Origin of the sequence: Lactobacillus melliventris (genome assembly GCF_042679465.1) — a bacterium.
GTDB classification, from domain to species: Bacteria; Bacillota; Bacilli; order Lactobacillales; family Lactobacillaceae; genus Lactobacillus; species Lactobacillus melliventris.
Genome location: NZ_JBHTMT010000001.1, coordinates 190,987 through 212,237 on the forward strand (window position 1 = coordinate 190,987; position 21,251 = coordinate 212,237).

Sequence of the window (21,251 nt, forward strand, 5' to 3'; positions counted from 1 at the left end):
AACTATTATTCCTATTTTCTATTATAAATGGTTATTAAATGGGATTAAACTAATATTGTGAGATCCAAAGAGGTGATAACGTGAAGTGTTTGTGGTTGTTTCCTGGGCAGGGAGGTCAAAACCCAGGTATGTTAAAAGATATAGACCCAGATTTGAAATTAAAAGTTGAAAATTGGACGGGAGTGAAGTTAACAGACAGTTTAGAAGGCTACCAAGATTCACAACAGATACAGCTAAGTATATTGCTTTTGCAAGTTAGCGAGGTTGATCAACTTAAAAAAATGGGTTGGCAACCAGATCTTGTTGCGGGTCATTCTCTCGGAGTTTTTGGCGCTGCTTATGCCGCAAATGTAATTACTAAAGAGGATGTTTTTAAATTAGTTAGTTTAAGGGCAAAATTAATGCAGTCTTCTTATCCAGAAGGCTATGGTATGGGAGTAATAGTAGGTTTATCTCGGCAAGAAGTTGCTGAAATGGTTAAAACTATACATACCTCAGAAAATCCGGTATATTTGTCTAATCAAAATTCGGAATTGCAAAACACATTGTCAGGCAAGCTTTCTGCTATTAAGCAGGTACTAAATCTTGCTACTAAAAGTGGTGCGACAAAGGCTAAATTGTTGCGCGTTCCCAACCCATCACATTCGCCTTTAATGGCAAAAGTAGCAAATAAATTGAGTCAGGAAATAACAAAGCTGAACTTGCAGGATCCTGATTGTATTTATCTAGCAAATAATAATGGTCATCCTGTGAAAAAAGCTGAAGAAGTTAAATATGATTTAGCAAATAATTTAATCCATCCAGTTTTTTGGGAAACAATGATCGATGTGGCGCTTGAGTATAATCCTCAAATTAGTATTGAGTTCTCTCCCGGGAACGCGTTTACCAAATTATTAAAAATGAAAACAGATCAAATAGCTAATATTGTTTTAAGTGAAATGTCAGTGTCAGATGCCGACTTTTTACTAAATAAATGGAAAGGATAATAAAATGAGTGAAAGAAATTGGCATTCTCATCGAGATGCAAAGCTTGCTCGGCTAAATAGTGCAAGTAAGCTTCTGGATGGTAAATTTGCTCAAACGGAAGATGTTGTTAAGGTTCTTGAGACTTTAATTAAGCCTCAGGATAAAGTGGTTTTAGAAGGTGATAACCAGAAACAGGCTTCCTTCTTGTCTGAAGCCCTAGCTAAAGTAGATGTGGAAAAAGTTCATGATTTGCATATGATTATGTCCAGCATTTCCAGGCCGGAACATCTTGATATTTTTGATTTAGGTATTGCTACTAAAATGGACTTTTCATATGCTGGCCCACAAAGTACGCGAGTATCACAGATGATTGCCGATGGGACCATGAAAGTAGGTGACATTCATACTTATCTAGAGCTTTTTGGGCGTTTGTTCATTGATTTAATTCCAAATGTTGTTTTAGTAGCAGCGGACAAAGTTGACCATGAAGGTAATTTATACACCGGCTTTAACACTGAAGAAACACCTACAATAGTTGAAGCAGCAGCTTTTCACGATGGAATTGTCATTGTGCAGGCAAATGAAATTGTTGACAAGGTTCCTCGGGTAGATATTCCGGCTGATTGGGTAGATGTAGTCATTCCTGCTGATAAACCTTATCAACTTGAACCCTTGTTTACGCGTGACCCCCAAGCAATTAGTGAATTGCAAATTTTGATGGGAATGATGGCAATTCGCGGAATTTATGAAAAACATAATGTTCAAACTCTTAACCATGGTGTCGGCTTTAATACTTCTGCCATTGAGCTTTTACTGCCAACATATGGCGAGCAGTTAGGTCTTAAAGGTAAAATTTGTCGCAACTGGGAATTGAACCCGACTCCAACTTTAATTCCTGCAATTGAAAGTGGCTGGGTCGATTCGATCCATTCATTCGGCGGAGAAGTTGGTATGGAAAAATATATTGCTGCTCGTCCTGACATTTTCTTTGTGGGTAAAGACGGCACTATGCGTTCTAACCGTGCTCTTGGGCAGGTAGCTGGTCAATATGCCTGCGATATGTTTGTTGGCTCAACTTTGCAAATTGATCAGTGGGGCAACTCTTCTACTGTTACTCATGGTCGTTTATCAGGCTTTGGTGGTGCTCCTAACATGGGCTCAAATCCAACAGGGAGACGGCATTCGACTGCAGCCTGGCAAAGCTTAAAGCCGGCCGATAATCCGTTAGCAAAAGGTCAAAAATTAGTGGTACAAATGGTTGAAACCTTTGGTTCAAATAAAAAACCAGTTTTTGTCGATCATTTGGACGCAGAGGAAGTTAGAAAAGAAGCAAAACTAGCTAATGTGCCAATCATGATTTACACAGAAGATACCACGCATATTGTGACTGAAGAAGGGATTGCATATCTTTATAAAACAGATAGTATGCAAGAGCGTAAAGCTGCTATTGAAGCAATTGCCGGTGTCACTCCTATTGGGCTTCGTTCTGATTCTGCAGAGGTTAAGAAATTGCGCGCCCAAGGGATTGTTGCTTTTCCTGAAGACTTAGGAGTTCGCAGACAAGATGCTAAACGCTCATTACTAGCTGCTCAAACAATGGATGATCTGGTCGAATGGTCACACGGTTTATACAATCCACCGGCTAAGTTCAGATCATGGTCATAATGGAGGTCAATAAAATGGAGAAACTTAATTTTACTTATCAAAATTCAGAAACTGTAAAAAAATTTGTTCATGTTGGTGTAGTGGCTTCCGGAGACTTGGAAATCTTACTTTATCCGGCTGAGAAGACAACGGTAGACATCGTAACTGGTAGTGATGGGTTCAAAGAAGTTTGGCATAATGTTCTTGATCGCTTTTTTACTCGTTATCCTTTAAAGGGTAAATTTGTTATTCATGATTTTGGAGCGACCCCAGGCGTGGTTAATCTTCGCCTCACTCAAGCAATGGAGGCATTAAACGATGAAAAATAGTTTTGTAGAATTGAATGGACGTCAACGTGCTTTTAGTTTACTTGATGAAAATTCAGGCCGCGAAATTGTTGGCCCTGAATTTGATTTCATTTCACCACATTTGGAACCACAAAACATTGTTCCTGAAAGTGATGATGGTGTGATTGTCGTCAAAGGTAAATTAAACAAAAAGGATGCCGTTATAATCTCAATTGAAGGAAGCTTTCAAGGAGGCGGAATTGGTGAGGTTTCTGGTGCAAAAATTGTAGCTGCCTTAGAAAAAACGCTTGAGGATAATAAAAAAGGTGAAAAAGAGTATCCAATTATTATCCTTGATACTGGTGGCGTACGTTTGCAGGAAGCTAATTACGGGTTGTTGTCAATTTCAGAAATACAAAATGCAGTTATTGCTCTCAAGAAATATGTGCCGGTAATAGGTGTTGTACCTGGAAGAGTAGGTAGTTTTGGCGGCATGTCTATTACAAGTGCAATTCTCTCATACCTTATTACAACTCCAAAAGCCAGGATTGCGCTGAATGGCCCAGAAGTTATAGAGCAAGAAGCTGGTGTTAGAGAATTTGATTCAAGTGATAAGAATTTAATATGGGACACTTTAGGCACACGTCAAAGGGTTAAAACTGGCATTGCTGATGAAGTCGTTACAGATGATGTTGCAGCCATTAAAGAAGCTATTTCAGATGCAATTATGGAAAATAAGGATGCACATAGAACTGAGCAAGCTGATTTTTATCTTTCTTTAATAGATAAAATTGATTTTACTCAACCCCTAGATACCAAGGAGTATAGTAATTTATTTGCGGCAAACAATCCAGTAGAGCATGAAGTTCAAGAAGCTCATGCAAGTAAACAACCAAAAACAAAATCACGTGGTCGACTCTGGTTTGAAAAACTGACAGGAATTGAAAATGCTGAATCTAATTACTCTACGGTTCTTCATGCTGCAAAAGATGGGAAAGAATATATTGCTATTGTTCCTGATGAGCATAATCGTTTTCCTCGAGTACGAGAAGGTGAAGTTGGCTTACAGGAAGGTTTCTTAGTAGCTAAAGTTGTTAACCAGATTGTTGCAGAAGATAAAGATAAGCAGACAAAGCGTCCGCTGGTTTTAGTGGTGGATGTACCAAGTCAGGCTTATGGTTATAAAGAGGAATTAATTGGTATTCATATAAGTTTGGCATCTGCTGCTGCGGCTTACGCAAAAGCCCGTCAATCTGGGCATCCCGTAATTGCCTTTATTCCTGGTGATGCTGTTTCAGGTGGATTTTTGGCCCACGGATTGCAATCAAATCGCATTATTGCTTTAACAGACGATTCAATCACAATCCAGGCTATGTCTAAAGCTTCTGCCGCTCGAATTACTGAGCGTACAATTGCGGAACTTGAAGAGGCTACTAAGCACGTTCCAGCAATGGCCTATGATATTCATAATTATGAAAAACTTGGTGCTTTATACAAGTTAGTGCCTGACGTTTCTTCATGGGATGCTAATGTGGAAGCGACTCAAAAGATTGAAACAATTATTGATGAAGCAATTGCAAGCACAAAGAATCAACCAACTGATTTAAGTTTTAGATACGAGACACCAATTGCTGTTGAAAGTGGACGAAAAGCGACAAACGAAATGCGCCGGATTGTGTTTGATCAATGGAAGAAATAAAACAAGTTTGGCCACATGACTTGCTAACATTCAATGACAACCATGATTTAATTTTAAAAGGGAATCCTTTACCTGACTGGGCAAAGGATTCTTTGTCTAAAGCAAAAATCGTTGTTGTCAGACGTGGGCTTGCAAAGCAGGGACTTATTCCTGTGGGTTTGAGAGGAAGTCGTAGGAGTCAGCGTTTAGCTGGATTTTTAGTGAAAAAGCGAGTAATAAGTCGTTATAGTCCAGCTTATTTTATAAAAAACAAATCATGGCAAAAATTAGCTCCTGAAAGGCGAAAGCTGCCTCAGTTTCAAGCTCTGGAAAAAATATATCCCATATTAAGTGAATATGTTTGGGGTATTGGAGGCTCCTTGGCTTATGAAATGGCAACAGGCATTGCTATGGTACAAAATAATTTAAATCATAGAAGTGATTTAGACATAATTTTAGTTGCAAAAAGAAAGATTAATATTGAACAGTCTAGAAAATTAATGACCATGCTAAACCAATATCAAGTTCATGCAGATGTTCAGGTAGTTAAAGGACAAAATGGGTTTGCGTTAGCAGAATACGCAGCAAACCGTAGTCCCAAAGTATTAGTCAAGACAACTGCTGGCCCAGTCCTTACGGCTGATCCATGGCATTTTTTAAAGGTAAACTAGATGAGCTATTATCAAACAAAAGACGGTGTAAATTTAAATTTTCATCTCTACGGCAAAGGTAAACCAATAGTGCTAATAACCGGTTTTGGAGGTTATCAAGAAATTTGGCTGAAACAAATCTCTTATATAGTGGATATGGGTTACCAGGTCTTAACTTATGATCATCGTAACATGGGTCAAAGTGAGCGGACGGCATGCGGTCATACTCTTAGGCGATTAACTACTGATCTAATTGAATTGTTGGATTTTCTTGCAATTAATCACGCTGCTTTTATTGGTCACTCAATGGGAGGCAGCGTTTTATTTGCTTTAATTGATAGCAAACCAAGCTTAATTGATTTAGCTTGTATTGTTGATCAGAGTCCATATATGCTAAACACGACAAATTGGCATTTTGGCTTTATGAATTTCACTGCTCAAAATTACAAAACTCAATGTCAAAAAGCCCCGAATACTCAGGAAACTTTACATGGACTTGATTCGGATGTAACTCATAGACTTAATTTAATTAAAAGAAAGTTCCCTTTTAATAGACAAAGCAATCTGGACCTTTTACAAGAGCATATTCAATATGATTGGCGCGATCTTATAAAATATACTGATCGTAAAATGGCTGTTTTTGCTTCCCGCCAAAGTCCATATTACAATGCAAAATTTGCCGAGTGGATGTGTCAAAATAATCTACACATTAAGTGCGCCATTTTGGATAACTGTGGACATGATATAATGGCAGAAGTACCAAGCCAGTTCAACCAACTTTTACGCCATTTTCTATTAGCAAGCGGCTATTTACCTGGAGGGGGCAATTAAAATGTTTCGACACGAAATAGTCATTACACAAGGAATTTTACCGTTTAAAATCATTATTCATAACAAGTCTGTTATTCAAATCACTAAGCACTGGCATCAATCTCTCGAAATTGATTATACAGTACACGGTGATGGTGACTATTTTGTTTCAGGTCATAAAACTCATTTAAAAGATGGAGATTTCATAATTATAAATTCTGGAGAAGTTCATGGTGTTGAAAACATTGCTCCAGGTGACAAAAGAAGATCGCTCACTCTTTTAATTCCTGCAAAAACCATGAAAAAGATGGTGCCTAATATTGCTAATTACTATTTTGTTTCCCAACATACCGATCCTAAGAAAAATAAAATTATTAAAAAGGAGTTAGCGGCCATTTATTATTTGTGGACGAAGAAGGATAATCACTATGCTCAAATTGAAATTCTCGGGCACTTTTATTTACTATTTTCGCATCTTCTGCAAGATTTTTTAGTCCAAAAAAACGAAGTTTTAACATTTAATGAGGTTAAAAAACAGGATAAAGTTAAAGAAATTATTGCTTATCTTTCGCAAAATTTTACCGAAAATTTGACACTTAGCGATATAGCAAAACACTTTAATTTCTCTAAAAATTATCTTGATCGTCTTTTTGAAAAGGAAGTTCATACAAGTCTTATGCATTACCTCCAATTGATTAGATTACAATATGCTTATCAGGAAATTGCCAATACCAACTTACCCATTAATATTATTGCCGATCATTGTGGCTTTGCTAATGTTAAGAGCCTACAAAAGCTATTTAAAAAAATATACCAAGTTTCTCCTAAACAATATCGTGAACAATTAAAAAGTCAATAATTTGCCTATTATAAGTTAATTTTTTAACTTTGTAAAGCACATTTTCCCTATACTTAGTGTGTAGTTAATGCAAGCGATTACATATTAAGGAGGAGCTATGACTATTAAAATTGATAAAAATAAGCCGCTTTTAAAAATAGGTATTTTAGCTATTTCAACCTTATTGACAGCTGCCAGTGCAGTTTCTGGTACTATGCCAATGATGGAAAAGCAGTTTTCAGGTGAAGGATCAGCAAATGTGAAGGCTTTACTGACTATACCATCAATCGGAATGGTAATTTTTGTGCTGTTGTCATCTATTTTTATTAAATATTTAGGTAAGCGCAAAACCGTTTTGCTGGGGCTATTTTTAGGTTTAATTGGTGGAACCTTACCATTTTTTATAAATAATTTTCATGTAATTCAGGTATCGAGATTTGTTCTCGGAATGGGTAATGGACTTTATTCCACCTCAACTGCGAGTTTAATAGGTGATATTTGGGCAGGAGATGAACAAAGGACACTTCTGGGATACCAGTCGGCCATTCAAACATTTGGCCAAAGCCTAGCAGTTTTTGTTGCTGGACTATTACTGGGAATAAATTGGCATGCGGCATACTTAGTTTATTTGCTTTTTATCCCAATTATTATTCTTTTTGCCTTGGGATATACACAAAGTACTGAAAACCGAATACAAGCCGAACAAAAAGAAATTTTCAAAAATGCTAAAGCTGAAAAAAAGACCACAAATGTACCAGTTTTGGCTTTAATAGCTATTTTGATGTCTTTTGTTTATTTCAATGCCATTATGCCACAACAAACTGATGCGCCACTAGTAATCCAGCAATTAAATTTGAATCATCAGGAATTCTTTTCCACCTCTTTAGCTTTGGCTGGTCTTGTGGGAGCTGTTTTTACCGCTTTTTACGGCAAAATTTATAAAGTGCTGAAACATTATACTCCTGTATTTGCAATGGTCTTAGGTATTATCGGTTATTGGGGCATCATACATTCGCCTAACATGCTGGTATTTACCATTTCAATGATGATTATTTCGGCCACTAATATCATTTTTCCTTACATTTATGGCGCAGTAATGGAAGATGTGCCCGCAACTTCGAAAGACTTTTTCCTCTCTCTTGCTAAGGTATTTAATAATGGGGGAGCATTCCTTTCCCCATATACAATGGCGCTGACAGCATCCATTTTAGGTGTTTCCGGCCCAATTGCTATTATTAAAATAGGAATGTGGTACCTGGTGTTCGTGGGAATAGTTTTTATAATACTAGCAGTTTTGCGCAATAAGTTAGCAAAAAGAAATTAAGGCAGGTATCACAAAATGAATATTAATATAATTTACCAAGAAGAAGTTACAGATAATGGCACTTTTGTCACTAGTGCTATGCTCAAGTCTGATACTGATTTAAAAAAACTAAAAAAGGACGTTTCTTTTACGGTAAATAATAAAGAAATTAATATTAGAAACGTTGAAGAAAAATCAAATAGCTTAATTTATTACTTTGAAGAAATGAGTGAATTGTCAGTTTTAAGCTTTGATGCCGAGAAATTTATTAATAATGTATCATTGCCTAATATTCTTGTTCAAGTTAAAAATCATTTACCACATATTGCAGCAGAATACCGCAAAGATCCCTTCTTAAAAGATTTTGCAGAAAAAATCATACAAACCGATAAAGTACAGTTGAGCTATTCAATTTATGCTTCTGGTAATAAAAATGTTCCCAGGCCTTTGGTATTATTTTTACATGGTTCAGGTGAACGCGGCTTTTATAATGGTATGCCACTTTTAGGAAATGATGTCCCCAAGACCTTATATAGATATGCTAAGGAAAAAGAGAATGCTGTAATTTTGGTTCCCCAAGCTACCTGGGCACCGACATTAAATGGTTGGTTTAGAAAAGAATTTCGCGCTGCTCTGTTTCAATTATTGAAACAGATAACAAAAGAATATAATATTGATTCAAAACGAATTTATCTAACAGGACTTTCAAATGGTGCCTCTACTACCTGGTTTTTGGGAGCTAATTATCCTGATTTGTTTGCAGCACTCGTTCCTTGTTCAGGTTATGTCTATGAAGATGGCAAAAAAGGTTATGGAGAACAAGGAAAGGGCAGATATATGTTGGCTACGAGTGAAGAAGGACAGTCCTTGGCGCAACTACCGATCTGGGCTTTTCATGCTGAAGATGATCCGGTAGTAGGGGTTTTAGGCACTAAAAAAGCTGAGGAGGCAATTAAAAACGCTGGGGGAAAGAAACTGAAGGTGACAATTTTCCCTAAAGGAAAAGTGAGACCAAATCCACATGCTAGCTGGGCATATGCATATAATAATCCTGAGCTTTTACCATGGCTTTTTAAGCAGCATAAATAAAAGCTGTTCTAAAATTGTAAATTTTGCTATAATGAACAACTTGTTGAAATAAAATTTAAACACCAAGTAATAAATTATATTTCAAATTTAAAACTGTTTTGGTGTAAAATTTTGAGTGCTGGATTGTGCTAGCTTTAAAGCCAAACGGTTTTATTGATTTTGTCATTATATGGAAGAGATTTATGAAAAATTATTTGAGCATTGATATTGGTGGAACTGAAATTAAATTTGCTAAATTAGATTCTGCTGGAAATATAATTGAAAAAGATAAAATTGCTACTGATCAAGATAAAGCAAAGTTTTTAGAAAATATTGACCAGATTGTTAACCGCTATATTTCAGATATCAAGGGCATCGGCTTTTGTGCTCCTGGTAAAATTGAAAATACTAAAATAAGATTTGGCGGGGCCTTACCATTTTTAGATGGCATTGACTTTGCCGAAATATATGGTAAAAAGTATCACATAGCGGTTGCTGTTATTAATGATGGTAAAGCCAGTGTTCTAGCTGAAAACTGGTTGGGGAGTCTAAAAGGTGAACAAAATTGTGCCGCTATTACTTTGGGAACAGGAGTTGGCGGTGGTATAATTATTGATGGTCACTTATTAAGAGGAACACATTATCAGGCTGGTGAATTAAGTTTTATGATTAATGATTTGTCTCACCCAGATAATATGCAGGGCTCTTTGGGTAACATTGGCTCTGCCGTCAATTTTATTAAAAAGATAAACCACAAACTTAATTATCCTAAAGAAAATGATGGACTTCATGCTTTTGAGGCAATTAAGGAGAAGTCACCTGACGCGGTAAATATCTTTCAGAACTATTGTCTTACAATAGCTGGTTTAATTCTCAATATCCAAACCGTAGTAGATGTTGAAAAAATTGCTATTGGTGGTGGTATCAGTGCCCAACCAATTTTAATAAGTGGTATTAACAAAGAATATGACAAATTGGTACAGGAAAAGAACCCTATTATAGGAAATACTTTAACTAAGCCTGCCATTGTTTCTGCTCATTTTAGGAACGATTCAAATTTGTATGGGTCACTTTATAATTTATTGCTGCAAATTAATAGGGAAAATAAATATTAATTATATTTTGAAAATCTCGAAGTAGATAACTTTGAGATTTTTTGCTTTTCCCGTTAATTTTTAGTTCAAAGAATTTTTTTAAGAAATCCCTCTCTTTTATTTCTAAGTCCACATTTGCGCTTTTTATATGGTAGAATAACTAAAGTTAATAGAGGAGGCTGTCATGACTAAAGTTAAGTATAAGCGTATAGTTTTAAAAATTTCTGGTGAAGCTCTTGCTGGTGCTGAAGGAACTGGAATAAATCCCACGGTCATTAGTCATTTAGCAAAAGAAATCAAATCAGTTCATGATCTCGGTGTTGATATTGGTATTGTCGTTGGTGGCGGTAACATGTGGCGAGGTGAAACTGGTGCAAAACTAGGAATGGAGCGTTCACAAGCTGATTATATGGGTATGCTTGCTACTATAATGAATGGTTTAGCTCTTCAAGATGGCTTGGAACATGTAGGCGTACCTACTAGATTACAAACATCGATTGAAATGAGACAAATAGCAGAACCATATATTAGAAGAAAAGCAATTCGTCATTTAGAAAAAGGGCGAGTAGTAATTATGGGTGGTGGCACTGGTAATCCTTACTTTTCGACTGATACCACTGCTGCACTAAGAGCCGCTGAAATAGGCGCGGATGTCATTCTGATGGCTAAAAATGGAGTTGACGGAGTTTACTCTGCTGATCCGAAAGTTGATCCCAATGCCAAAAAATATAGTGCACTTTCTCAGTTAGATCTTATTTCTAAAAACTTAAAAGTCATGGACAGAACGGCAAGTTCACTTTCAATGGACACGAACATCCCTCTTATTGTATTCAACGTTAATACTGAAGGTAATATTAAAAAAGTGGTTTTAGGTGAAAATATTGGAACAGTAATCGGAGGAGAAAATAATGAATAATGATGCTATTAAAAAAGCACAAGATAATATGAATAAATCAATTACCGTTTTTGAAAAAAACTTGGGCTCTATTCGTGCTGGTGTTGCTAATGCAGCTTTACTTGAAGGTGTAAAAGTTGATTATTATGGTGCCCCGACACCACTAACGCAAATGTCCAGTGTCACTATTCCGGAGCCGCGAGTATTATTAATCACGCCCTATGACAAAAGCAGTCTTGATAATATTGAACATGCTCTTTTGGCTTCAAACTTGGGCTTAACACCTGCAAATGATGGTAAGGTGATCCGTTTAGTGATTCCGCAACTTACTGGTGAAAGACGACAAGAAATTGCCAAAGAAGTCAACAAGATGGCTGAAGAGAGTAAGATTGCCATTAGGAATGTTCGTCGTGATGCTATGAACAGTCTGAAAAAACAACAGAAAGACGATGAAATCACGGAAGACGAACAACGCAATTTGGAAAAGAAAGTGCAGAAAGTTACGGATGATGCTACTAAAAGAATCGACAAAATTGCGGAAGAAAAGCGTAAGGAAATTACACAAGGCTAATTAAATGGCAAGTAAAAAAAATCAATTAAACCATTTAGCTATTATAATGGATGGTAATGGTCGTTGGGCAACTAGGCAAGGGAAACCACGAATTGCAGGCCATTACGAAGGCATGAATAATGTCGAAAGAATAACTTTGGCAGCAGATCAGCTTGGTATCAAAGTCTTATCACTATATGCATTTTCTACAGAAAATTGGGCCAGACCTAAGGAGGAAGTAGCATATCTGATGAACTTGCCAGTGCGTTTTTTTGATAAATTTATGCCTACACTGATGAAGGAAAATGTCAAAGTGAATATTATGGGCTACTTGGATGAGCTGCCGCCTAAGACTTATGATGTCGTCCAAAGAGCAATGGCGGAAACCGCCACAAATAGCGGCTTAATTTTGAACTTTGCTTTCAATTATGGCTCTAGAAGAGAGATTACGACTGCAGTAAAAGAACTTGCCACGCTCGTTGAAACAAATGCGATAACAAGCGAAGAAATTGATGAGAAAATGATTTCCCACAGATTGATGACTGCGAGTTTTGGCGAATATAGCGATCCTGATTTATTAATTAGAACATCTGGTGAACAAAGGATTTCTAATTTTATGCTTTGGCAGTTAGCTTATTCAGAACTTGCTTTTAGTGAGAAAAATTGGCCAGATTTTACTAAAACTGATTTAGAAAAATTTGTTAATGATTTTCAGAATCGTCATCGTCGTTTCGGCAAACTTGATGAATCGGATAGTTAGGTATTTATATGAAACAACGTATAATCACAGCAGTAATTGCTTTAATTTTATTTATTCCTATTGTAATTATGGGTGGGCTCTGGATGGAATGGCTCACCGTCATCTTTGCAGCCGTTGGTATTAGTGAATTCTTTTTAATGAAAAAGCAAATTCTGGTTTCAGTCAATTTTTTATTGGCGTTACTGGCTACAATCACTTGGGCTGTACCAGATAATTTTATCCAGTCAATGCCATTTCACTGGACGAAATATGGTATTTATTTTGCCCTTATCATGCTAATGCTTACCTGGACTGTTTTAACTAAAAATAAAACCACTTTTGACGATGTAGCCGTTTATACTTTAGGCTCATTATATGTCGGCACAGGCTTTCATTATATGGCAAGCGTCAGAAATGCAAGTAATGGTCTTGCACTTCTTTGCTACGTTTTTGTCGTTGTATGGCTTACTGACACAGGTGCATATATGATTGGCCGAAAAATTGGTAAACATAAGTTATGGCCTGTGATAAGTCCCAATAAAACATGGGAAGGATCAATTGGAGGCACAATTTGTGCAGTGATTTGTGCGGCAATTTATGTTTATTTTGTCAACTTAAATCATTCTCAAGTTGAAATGATTATTTTTGCCTTTGTGCTATCAATTGTTGGCCAAATGGGCGACCTAGTTGAATCAGCTTATAAGAGATATTACGGGGTTAAGGATTCTGGCAAAATACTACCTGGTCATGGCGGTATTTTAGATCGTTTTGACAGTATGCTCTTTGTTTTGCCTGTATTTGCTGCTCTAATGGGAATCATGCACTAGGAGAATTCTTGTGAAAGGTATACTAATCTTTTTAGTTGTATTTGGAATATTGGTTTTTGTCCATGAGTTTGGGCATTTTATTGTTGCTAAAAAATGCGGCATTTTAGTGCGTGAATTTTCAATTGGGATGGGACCTAAACTTTTCCAAGTACGACGCAATCCTACTACTTATACCATTAGATGGCTGCCTTTAGGTGGCTATGTGCGTTTGGCAAGTAAAGATGATGAAACTACGTTAGCTCCTGGTATGAGAGTAGTTTTACAACTTAATCAGCAAAATGAAGTAGTCAGGATTGATGCTTCTGAGTCGGATGTCCCGCTTGAAGGAATTCCATTGCAGATCACTAAGTTTGATCTAGTTGATAAACTCTTTATTTCAGGGTATGAAAACGGCGAAGAAGAAAAACTAGTAACATATCATGTTAATCATGATGCCACTATCATTGATCAATCAAATACTGAACTGATTATTGCTCCCCGTGACACGCAGTTTCAAGAAGCAAATGTCTGGCAAAAATTAGCTACTAACATTGCTGGCCCTTTGATGAATATTATTCTGGGTTTTGTTGTTTTTTTGATTTGGACCTTTACCGTTCCTGGACCAGCTACTACAGAAGTAGCAGAAGTGGCACCAAATTCGCCGGCTGCGCTTGCAAAACTTGAGCCTGGTTCAAAAATAACGGCTGTTAATGGTCATAAAATAACCTCTTTTGAACAAATATCTGAAGAAATTTATCAAAGCAAAGGCGAAAAAACTAATATTGCGGTGGTCAAAAATAATCACCAAAAAGTGATAAGTGTTCAACCACAAGTCGTTAAGGTGCAGGGGCAAAAAGTTTATCAGATTGGAATTAGAGCCAAAAGCGATGATAGTTTTAATGCTAAGTTTAAGCGGGGCTGGGATACAGCCGTTTCCACTACGGGGATGATTTTTAATGCAGTTGGTGGTTTATTCCGTCACTTCAGCTTAAATAAACTTTCCGGCCCAGTTGGGATTTATTCACAGACTTCACAGGTTTCTAAAATGGGCTTCACCTATATTTTAGCTTTTTTGGCAATGATTTCTATTAACCTAGGTATTGTTAACCTAATACCAATTCCTGGCTTAGATGGTGGTAAATTTTTATTAAACATTATTGAAATCATTCGTGGTAAACCAATTTCTGAAAATCATGAAGCTATAGTGGAATTAATCGGTTTCGGTTTACTGTTAGTTTTAATTATTGCTGTAACGGGCAATGATATCTACCGGTACTTTATTAAATAAAAAAATTAAATAAAAAACAATTTGGGAGAGAGAATTAATGCGTCAATCTAAATTATTTATGCCGACTTTAAAAGAGGCACCAGCTGATGCTGTTGCTGAAAGTCATAAATTAATGTTGCGAGGTGGATATGTTCGCCAAGTAACAGCTGGAGTTTATGCCTATTTGCCCTTAGGATATCGCGTCTTAAGTAAAGCCGAGAAAATAATGCGCGAAGAAATGGCAAAAATCAACGTGCCGGAAATGGCAATGCCAGATCTTTTGCCTGCGACTCTATGGGAAGAATCGGGTAGATGGCAAAAATATGGGCCTGAAATGTTTAAATTAAAGGACAGACATGGTCGCCAAAGTTTACTGGGACCGACTCATGAGGAAACTTTTACTGATATTGTCGCTAAAGATTTAAAGAGCTATAAACAAATGCCAATCGCTCTTTTCCAAATTCAATCAAAGTTTAGGGACGAAAACAGACCTCGTTTTGGTTTATTAAGGTCTCGTGAATTTATAATGCTTGATGCCTATAGCTTTGCTGCTACCAAAGAGCAACTTGATCAGCAGTTTGAGGATGAAAAGAAAGCTTTTACGGCCGCTTATCATCGGTGTGGTTTAAAGGTTACCCCAGTAATTGCTGATTCTGGTACTATGGGTGGCAAAAATTCGACAGAATTCCAAGCTCCTGCAGCAATTGGTGAAGATACTATTGCCACTAATGAAACAGGAACATACTCAGCTAACTTAGAAATGGCTTCAAGTGTCGATACTTTCAAGCCAGAAGAAGAACAATTAAAGCAAGTTGAAGAAGTTGCTACTCCAGGTAAAGAAACTATTTCTGATCTTGTTCAATTCCTGCAAGTGCCAGCTACACGGATAGTTAAAAGTATCCTTTACCTTGCTGATGAAAAAGCAAAGGTATTGGTTTTAATTCGTGGCGACAAACAGATCAACGAAGTAAAATTAAAGCACCTGTTAGATGTAAATTCACTTAGAGTAGCTACAGATGATGAACTAGAACAGATAACTGGTGTCACTAAGGGTAGCGTCGGACCAATTAATGCTGACTGGGCAGATCAAGTTGTTGCAGATAACACGGTAAAAAACTTGTATAATGTTGTTGTTGGTGCTAATAAAACTGGTTTTCAATTTAAAAATGTGAATTTAAAGCGTGATATTAATCCAGACAAGTTTGGAGATATTAGGGTAGCCAATGAAGGTGAACCGGATCCGGTTGATCATCTCCCTTTAAAATTCACTACTTCTATTGAAGTTGGTCATATTTTTAAACTGGGAACATATTATACCAAAACTATGGGTGCAGACTTTTTAGATCAGAATGGTAAAGACCAGCCCGTTATAATGGGTTCATACGGCATTGGTGTTACTAGAGTATTATCTGCGGTCATTGAACAACATTTAACCAAAAATGGTGTAGCCTGGCCCAAAGAAATCGCACCATTTAGTCTTCATATCGTTCAAATGAAAATGAAAGATAATGATCAATCTGCTCTGGCTCAAAAACTTGAAGAAAAATATAGTGCTAAGTATGATGTATTATATGATGATCGTAATGAGCGTGCTGGTGTGAAGTTTGCGGATGCTGACTTACTTGGCGCTCCGGTCAGGGTAACAGTCGGTAAAAAAGCAGCTGAAGGTGTAGTCGAAGTCAAAAGACCTGCTGACGAAAAAGCTACTGAAATGACACTGTCTGAATTAGATGATTTTGTTAATAAAGAGTTAGGATAATTTTCGTGACTGATAAAAATAAACTATTTTTAAGGTTATTGCAGCAAATAAAGTTTCCGCAAGAATTTGCAGATAATAAATTGTTGCAAAAAGGCGAAATTGAGAACGTGGATGTTTACGCTAGAGAACACAGGTGGGATATCCACGTTCTTTTTACTACACCGTTAAAATTTACAACTTTTGATGCACTAAATAAGGCAATAACCGCTAATTTTTCTTCTTTTGTAAATACTCGCTTGTATATTCGTTCTCTGGATGGAGCGGATGACTACTTAACCGATTATTGGCACTATGCTGTCCAGAATTCTCAGGCTTTGCAGCCGGTGGCTCGAGAATTTATTTCCAGCCATAAACCTAAAAAGGAAGATGGACGCTGGATTATTCCCGTAGATAATTTGGTTGTTGATGGGCTGCTTGAACAAAAGATGCTTGATGAGCTAGCTGAAGAAATGAGGAATTACGGTTTCTTTAATTTAAAGTTTGTAACTGAAATCGATGATGAAAATTCTCTCAATAATTTAGCCAGTCTGCAAGAATTGCAGCAGCAGCATGAGCAAAATATGCAGGAAGAATATGATGCTGCTCCAACACAAGAAAAAGTCAAAACTCCAAGTTATCCTACTAAAAAAAGTCGTTATGGCAACCGTAAGCTTGATGAAAATCTGCCTATAACACAAATTAAAGATGTTATCGATGGCAGCAGAAATGTTGTAATAGAGGGAAATATTTTTAATATTTCCAGCAGAGAATTAAAAACCGGTTCAATTATATTTACTGGTGAAATAACAGACTATACTGATTCTATCTCATTTAAGAAATTTGTTTCTGATAAAGATCAAATTCAAAGTATGAAAGACATAAAACCTGGAATCTGGGCAAAAATGCAGGGATCAGCTTCTCAGGACCAGTGGAGTCATGATACAGTTTTTAACATTTCCGCTTTGGAAATTATTGAGCATGTCGGTCGAACGGAAAAGTATCAAGGCGAAGAAAAAAGAGTAGAATTACATCTGCACACCAATATGAGTCAGCTTGATGCAACCAATACGGCAACAGACTTTGTCAAAGCCGCCAAAAAGTTTGGTCAAAAAGCAATCGCCATTACAGACCATGCCGATGTTCAAGCCTTTCCAGAAGCATATAATGCTGGTAAAAAGAATGGCGTCAAAATTATTTATGGTCTTGAAGCTAATATGATTGATGATCATGCTCTGCTTGTTCTTAATCCTGCATCAATGACTTATAAAGATCGTGAATTTGTCATTTTTGACGTTGAAACAACTGGTCTTTCTTCTGTTTACGATACTATTATTGAAATTGGCGCCGTTAAGATGAAAAATGGTGAAGTTCTAGAAAGATTCGATAAATTTATTAATCCCCACCATCCATTAAGCGAACAGACAATTAACTTAACTTCAATTACTGATGAAATGGTTGGGGCTGCTGATGACGAAGCTGTAGTAATTAAGCAATTTCAAGATTTTTATGGCGATCGACCACTTTGCGGTCATAATGTGCAATTTGACGTTGGATTTGTTAATGCTGCATTAAGACGGGCAGACCTCAGCGAAATAACTCAACCGGTAGTGGATACACTTGAAGTATCGCGCTTGCTTCACCCAGAACAATCAAGACATACGCTTGATTCACTGGCTAAAAAATATAATGTAGTCTTAGAGCATCATCATCGAGCTAATCAGGACGCTGAGGCTACGGGCTATTTAATGTTTAAGCTTCTGGAAGCTTTTACCAAAAAGTATCATGAAGATGATTTAGGTAAGATGAACGAATATGCTGCTCAAGGTCAAGTGTTTAAGAGAGCACGACCACAACACATGACTATCTTAGCTAAAAATCAGACGGGTCTTAAAAACATGTACAGGTTGGTTTCAATCGCAAGTACAAAAGATTTTTATCGGATACCAAGAACGCCAAAGTCTGATTTGGTGAAAAATCATGAAGGTTTGTTATACGGTTCAGGTTGTTCTGAGGGCGATGTTTTTGTCGCAATGATGCAGAAGGGATATGATGAGGCCCGTAAAAAAGCCCGCTTTTATGATTATCTCGAAATTCAACCTCCCGCAAATTATTCCATTATGATTGAAGATCATTTGATTGCCGATGAAGCCGAACTTGAAGAAATTCTGACTAACATTTATAAATTGGGTAAGGAATTGAATAAACCAGTGGTAGCTACTGGTGACGCGCATTACATTGAGGAACATGATGCTATTTACCGTACAATTTTAATTTCGGCACAACGCAGCAATCCTGATAGAAACAAAAAGCAGCCTGATATGCACTTTTACACCACTCAGGAAATGCTGGACGCATTTAGCTTTTTAGGTGAAGATGTTGCTAAGGAAATAGTCATAACCAACCCTAATAAAATAGCTGAATCAATTGAAGAAATTTCACCTATTAAAGATGGACTTTATCCTCCTCACATTGATAATGCAGATGAAGAAATGAAACGTTTGACTTATGACAAGGCTCATGAACTTTATGGAGATCCGTTACCTAAGATAGTTCAAGACAGACTTGACATGGAACTCAACTCGATCATTTCAAATGGTTATGCAGTTATTTACTTGATTTCACAAAGATTGGTGGCTAAATCTAATAAAGACGGCTACTTAGTTGGCTCTCGGGGCTCTGTGGGCTCCAGCCTTGTTGCTACAATGTCAGGAATCACTGAAGTCAATCCTCTGCCACCGCACTATCGTTGTCCAAAATGTAAATACTCGGAGTTCTTTGAAAATGGTGAATTTGGTTCAGGCTATGACTTGCCTGATAAAAAGTGTCCCAACTGTGGGGCAGAGTTAGTTAAAGACGGACAGGATATTCCATTTGCAACATTTTTAGGATTCCATGGTGACAAAGTTCCAGATATTGATTTGAATTTCTCTGGTGACTATCAACCAGTGGCTCATAACTTTATTCGGGTAATGTTTGGACCTGATAATTCATACCGTGCCGGTACAATTGCCACAGTGGCAGATAAAACAGCCTATGGTTATGCTAAGCATTATGATGAAGAAAAAGAATTGAATTTGCGCGGAGCAGAACTAGATCGTCTTGCAGCTGGAGTCAGCGGCGTTAAAAGGACAACAGGTCAGCACCCGGCAGGAATTGTTGTGGTTCCCGATGATATGGATATTTATGACTTTACTCCGGTACAATACCCAGCAGATGATGTTAATGCTGCCTGGTTAACGACGCATTTTGACTTTCATTCCATTCATGATAATATCTTGAAATTTGATATTTTAGGCCATGATGATCCAACGATGATTAGGATGTTGCAGGATCTTTCAGGCGTTGATCCGTTAACAATCCCACCTGATGATCCCGGAGTGATGTCACTATTTTCAAGTCCTAAAATATTAGGTGTGACCCCTGATCAAATTCAATCAGAAACAGGTACCCTAGGGGTACCGGAATTTGGTACTAAATTTGTTAGAGGGATGCTTGAAGAAACCAAGCCAACTACTTTTTCTGAGCTGTTGCAAATTTCAGGTTTGTCACATGGTACTGACGTTTGGCTAGGAAATGCCGAGGAATTGGTTAATAATGGTACGTGTAAGTTAAAAGATGTTATTGGCTGTCGTGACAATATCATGATGGACCTGATCCACTGGGGTGTTAAACCTGAAGTAGCCTTTTCTACAATGGAATCTGTGCGTCATGGCCGCGGAATTAGTGATGAAGACATGGCTGTTTTAAAGAAAAACGATAAGATACCTGACTGGTATATTCCGTCGTGTCTCAAAATTAAGTATATGTTTCCTAAGGCCCATGCTACCGCTTATATCCTAATGGCTCTTAGAATTGCCTGGTTCAAGGTTTATTATCCTGAAATTTACTATACCGCTTATTTTTCAGTCCGTGCCGACTTATTTGACTTGGTCGCTATGAGTCATGGTAAAAATACGGTCAAAAAGGCAATGGCCGATATTCAGAATCAGGGAAACGATGCATCGGCAAAGGACAAGAGTTTGTTAACTGTTCTTGAAATTGCTAATGAATGTTTAGAACGTGGAATTAAAATTAAAATGGTCGATATAAATAGGTCAGAAGCGACCAATTTTAAAATAATAGATAAGCATACTATTTTAGCACCGTTCAATGCTGTTCCTGGATTAGGAAACAATGCAGCTAAACAGATTGTGGCTGCTAGAACTGAGCAAGAGTTTTTATCCAAAGAAGATTTGGCTAATCGGGGCAAAGTATCGCAATCGATCATGGATTATTTGGAGGATAACGAAGTCTTAGCAGGTATGCCAGACCAAAATCAACTCTCACTCTTTTAAAATTTTGCAGTATTAATATAAATGTGTTATACTTCCTAAAGAAGTTCGAATAAATGATTCGGAGTGGGCAAATTTGCTCACTCTTTTTATTACGGAGGAAAGTACTTGGCGAAAGTTAAAGATTCTGTTATCGAAGAGATCAAACCAATTATTGCTGAACGAAACGATGAGTTTGTCGATATGGAATATGTTAAAGAAAAAGGTCAGAATTATTTAAGAATATACGTTGACCGTGAAAATGGTATTGATATGGATGAAATTGCGGGGTTAAGTGAACTATTATCTACGAAACTTGATCAGTTGCAACCTGATCCATTTCCTGATCCATATATTTTAGAAGTTTCTTCACCTGGTATCGAGAGACCATTAAAAAATGCTTCTGACTGGCAAAAGGCTTTAAATGACTATGTACATGTTAACCTTTATCAAAAAGTTGAAGGCGAAAAGGAATATGAGGGAACTTTAAAATCTTATGATGATAACGAAATCAAACTTGAAATAAGAGTAAAAACAAGGAAAAGGGTTTTATCACTTCCCCGTAAATTAATTGCAAATATTCGTTTTGCAATTGAGTTTTAGAAAGG

At 37.1% G+C, this 21,251-nt stretch carries 18 protein-coding genes; all 18 read left to right on the forward strand.

Translation table 11 applies throughout. The annotated features are described in order from the left end of the window. The first annotated feature begins 128 nt into the window (after positions 1–128). The 18 genes from ACFQ32_RS00940 (at position 129) to rimP (ending at position 21,246) form a co-directional block, all read left to right on the forward strand. Positions 129–986, forward strand: a complete 858-nt coding sequence (locus ACFQ32_RS00940) for an ACP S-malonyltransferase (protein WP_046325227.1) — start codon at positions 129–131, stop codon at positions 984–986. A gap of 4 nt (positions 987–990) precedes the next feature. Further along, on the forward strand, positions 991–2,631 hold the full coding sequence (mdcA, locus tag ACFQ32_RS00945) for a malonate decarboxylase subunit alpha (RefSeq protein ID WP_046325011.1): 1,641 nt from the start codon (positions 991–993) through the stop codon (positions 2,629–2,631). A gap of 14 nt (positions 2,632–2,645) precedes the next feature. Beyond that, positions 2,646–2,939 (forward strand): malonate decarboxylase acyl carrier protein, encoded by a 294-nt coding sequence (gene mdcC, locus ACFQ32_RS00950; RefSeq protein WP_046325010.1) that lies wholly within the window; start codon positions 2,646–2,648, stop codon positions 2,937–2,939. Next, a complete protein-coding gene (gene mdcD, locus ACFQ32_RS00955) occupies positions 2,929–4,596 on the forward strand; it encodes a biotin-independent malonate decarboxylase subunit beta (protein ID WP_046325009.1) in 1,668 nt (555 codons plus the stop codon). Before mdcC ends, mdcD begins: the two co-directional genes overlap by 11 nt. Beyond that, positions 4,584–5,246, forward strand: a complete 663-nt coding sequence (locus tag ACFQ32_RS00960; protein ID WP_046325008.1) for a malonate decarboxylase holo-ACP synthase — start codon at positions 4,584–4,586, stop codon at positions 5,244–5,246. The genes mdcD and ACFQ32_RS00960 overlap by 13 nt, the downstream gene beginning before the upstream one ends. Further along, the gene (locus tag ACFQ32_RS00965; protein ID WP_046325007.1) at positions 5,247–6,056 is read left to right on the forward strand and encodes an alpha/beta fold hydrolase; all 810 of its coding nucleotides are present in this window, start codon (positions 5,247–5,249) and stop codon (positions 6,054–6,056) included. 1 nt (position 6,057) lies between these two features. Next, complete coding sequence (locus tag ACFQ32_RS00970) at positions 6,058–6,894, forward strand: AraC family transcriptional regulator (protein ID WP_046325006.1); 837 nt, start codon at positions 6,058–6,060, stop codon at positions 6,892–6,894. Between the two features lie 97 nt (positions 6,895–6,991). Continuing rightward, positions 6,992–8,197 carry an MFS transporter gene (locus ACFQ32_RS00975; RefSeq protein ID WP_046325005.1) on the forward strand — a complete coding sequence of 402 codons (1,206 nt, stop codon included), beginning with the start codon at positions 6,992–6,994 and terminating at the stop codon, positions 8,195–8,197. 15 nt (positions 8,198–8,212) lie between these two features. Beyond that, a complete protein-coding gene (locus tag ACFQ32_RS00980) occupies positions 8,213–9,265 on the forward strand; it encodes a carboxylesterase family protein (RefSeq protein ID WP_046325004.1) in 1,053 nt (350 codons plus the stop codon). Between the two features lie 182 nt (positions 9,266–9,447). Further along, complete coding sequence (locus ACFQ32_RS00985; RefSeq protein ID WP_046325003.1) at positions 9,448–10,359, forward strand: ROK family protein; 912 nt, start codon at positions 9,448–9,450, stop codon at positions 10,357–10,359. Positions 10,360–10,522: 163 nt separating this feature from the next. Further along, the gene (pyrH, locus tag ACFQ32_RS00990) at positions 10,523–11,254 is read left to right on the forward strand and encodes a UMP kinase (RefSeq protein ID WP_046325002.1); all 732 of its coding nucleotides are present in this window, start codon (positions 10,523–10,525) and stop codon (positions 11,252–11,254) included. Further along, the gene (gene frr, locus ACFQ32_RS00995; RefSeq protein WP_046325001.1) at positions 11,247–11,804 is read left to right on the forward strand and encodes a ribosome recycling factor; all 558 of its coding nucleotides are present in this window, start codon (positions 11,247–11,249) and stop codon (positions 11,802–11,804) included. Before pyrH ends, frr begins: the two co-directional genes overlap by 8 nt. A 4-nt stretch (positions 11,805–11,808) precedes the next feature. Continuing rightward, positions 11,809–12,543, forward strand: coding sequence for an isoprenyl transferase (locus tag ACFQ32_RS01000; RefSeq protein ID WP_046325000.1), 735 nt, complete (start codon positions 11,809–11,811; stop codon positions 12,541–12,543). Positions 12,544–12,551: 8 nt separating this feature from the next. Beyond that, positions 12,552–13,349, forward strand: coding sequence for a phosphatidate cytidylyltransferase (locus ACFQ32_RS01005; RefSeq protein WP_046324999.1), 798 nt, complete (start codon positions 12,552–12,554; stop codon positions 13,347–13,349). 10 nt (positions 13,350–13,359) lie between these two features. Next, on the forward strand, positions 13,360–14,616 hold the full coding sequence (rseP, locus tag ACFQ32_RS01010; protein WP_046324998.1) for an RIP metalloprotease RseP: 1,257 nt from the start codon (positions 13,360–13,362) through the stop codon (positions 14,614–14,616). 37 nt (positions 14,617–14,653) lie between these two features. Further along, a complete protein-coding gene (locus tag ACFQ32_RS01015; protein ID WP_046324997.1) occupies positions 14,654–16,354 on the forward strand; it encodes a proline--tRNA ligase in 1,701 nt (566 codons plus the stop codon). 5 nt (positions 16,355–16,359) lie between these two features. Continuing rightward, a complete protein-coding gene (locus tag ACFQ32_RS01020) occupies positions 16,360–20,667 on the forward strand; it encodes a PolC-type DNA polymerase III (protein WP_046324996.1) in 4,308 nt (1,435 codons plus the stop codon). A gap of 105 nt (positions 20,668–20,772) precedes the next feature. Then, a complete protein-coding gene (gene rimP / locus ACFQ32_RS01025; RefSeq protein WP_046324995.1) occupies positions 20,773–21,246 on the forward strand; it encodes a ribosome maturation factor RimP in 474 nt (157 codons plus the stop codon). Positions 21,247–21,251: the final 5 nt, after the last annotated feature.

Bases quoted from the DNA above. Each gene is read 5' to 3' on its own strand.
- ACFQ32_RS01000 (WP_046325000.1), top strand. From the start codon at position 11,809: ATGGCAAGTAAAAAAAATCAATTAAACCATTTAGCTATTATAATGGAT.
- ACFQ32_RS00960 (WP_046325008.1), top strand. From the start codon at position 4,584: ATGGAAGAAATAAAACAAGTTTGGCCACATGACTTGCTAACATTCAAT.
- ACFQ32_RS00965 (WP_046325007.1), top strand. From the start codon at position 5,247: ATGAGCTATTATCAAACAAAAGACGGTGTAAATTTAAATTTTCATCTC.
- mdcC (WP_046325010.1), top strand. From the start codon at position 2,646: ATGGAGAAACTTAATTTTACTTATCAAAATTCAGAAACTGTAAAAAAA.
- ACFQ32_RS01015 (WP_046324997.1), top strand. From the start codon at position 14,654: ATGCGTCAATCTAAATTATTTATGCCGACTTTAAAAGAGGCACCAGCT.
- ACFQ32_RS00975 (WP_046325005.1), top strand. From the start codon at position 6,992: ATGACTATTAAAATTGATAAAAATAAGCCGCTTTTAAAAATAGGTATT.
- ACFQ32_RS00940 (WP_046325227.1), top strand. From the start codon at position 129: ATGTTAAAAGATATAGACCCAGATTTGAAATTAAAAGTTGAAAATTGG.
- mdcD (WP_046325009.1), top strand. From the start codon at position 2,929: ATGAAAAATAGTTTTGTAGAATTGAATGGACGTCAACGTGCTTTTAGT.
- mdcA (WP_046325011.1), top strand. From the start codon at position 991: ATGAGTGAAAGAAATTGGCATTCTCATCGAGATGCAAAGCTTGCTCGG.
- ACFQ32_RS01005 (WP_046324999.1), top strand. From the start codon at position 12,552: ATGAAACAACGTATAATCACAGCAGTAATTGCTTTAATTTTATTTATT.
- pyrH (WP_046325002.1), top strand. From the start codon at position 10,523: ATGACTAAAGTTAAGTATAAGCGTATAGTTTTAAAAATTTCTGGTGAA.
- ACFQ32_RS00970 (WP_046325006.1), top strand. From the start codon at position 6,058: ATGTTTCGACACGAAATAGTCATTACACAAGGAATTTTACCGTTTAAA.
- frr (WP_046325001.1), top strand. From the start codon at position 11,247: ATGAATAATGATGCTATTAAAAAAGCACAAGATAATATGAATAAATCA.
- ACFQ32_RS00985 (WP_046325003.1), top strand. From the start codon at position 9,448: ATGAAAAATTATTTGAGCATTGATATTGGTGGAACTGAAATTAAATTT.
- ACFQ32_RS00980 (WP_046325004.1), top strand. From the start codon at position 8,213: ATGAATATTAATATAATTTACCAAGAAGAAGTTACAGATAATGGCACT.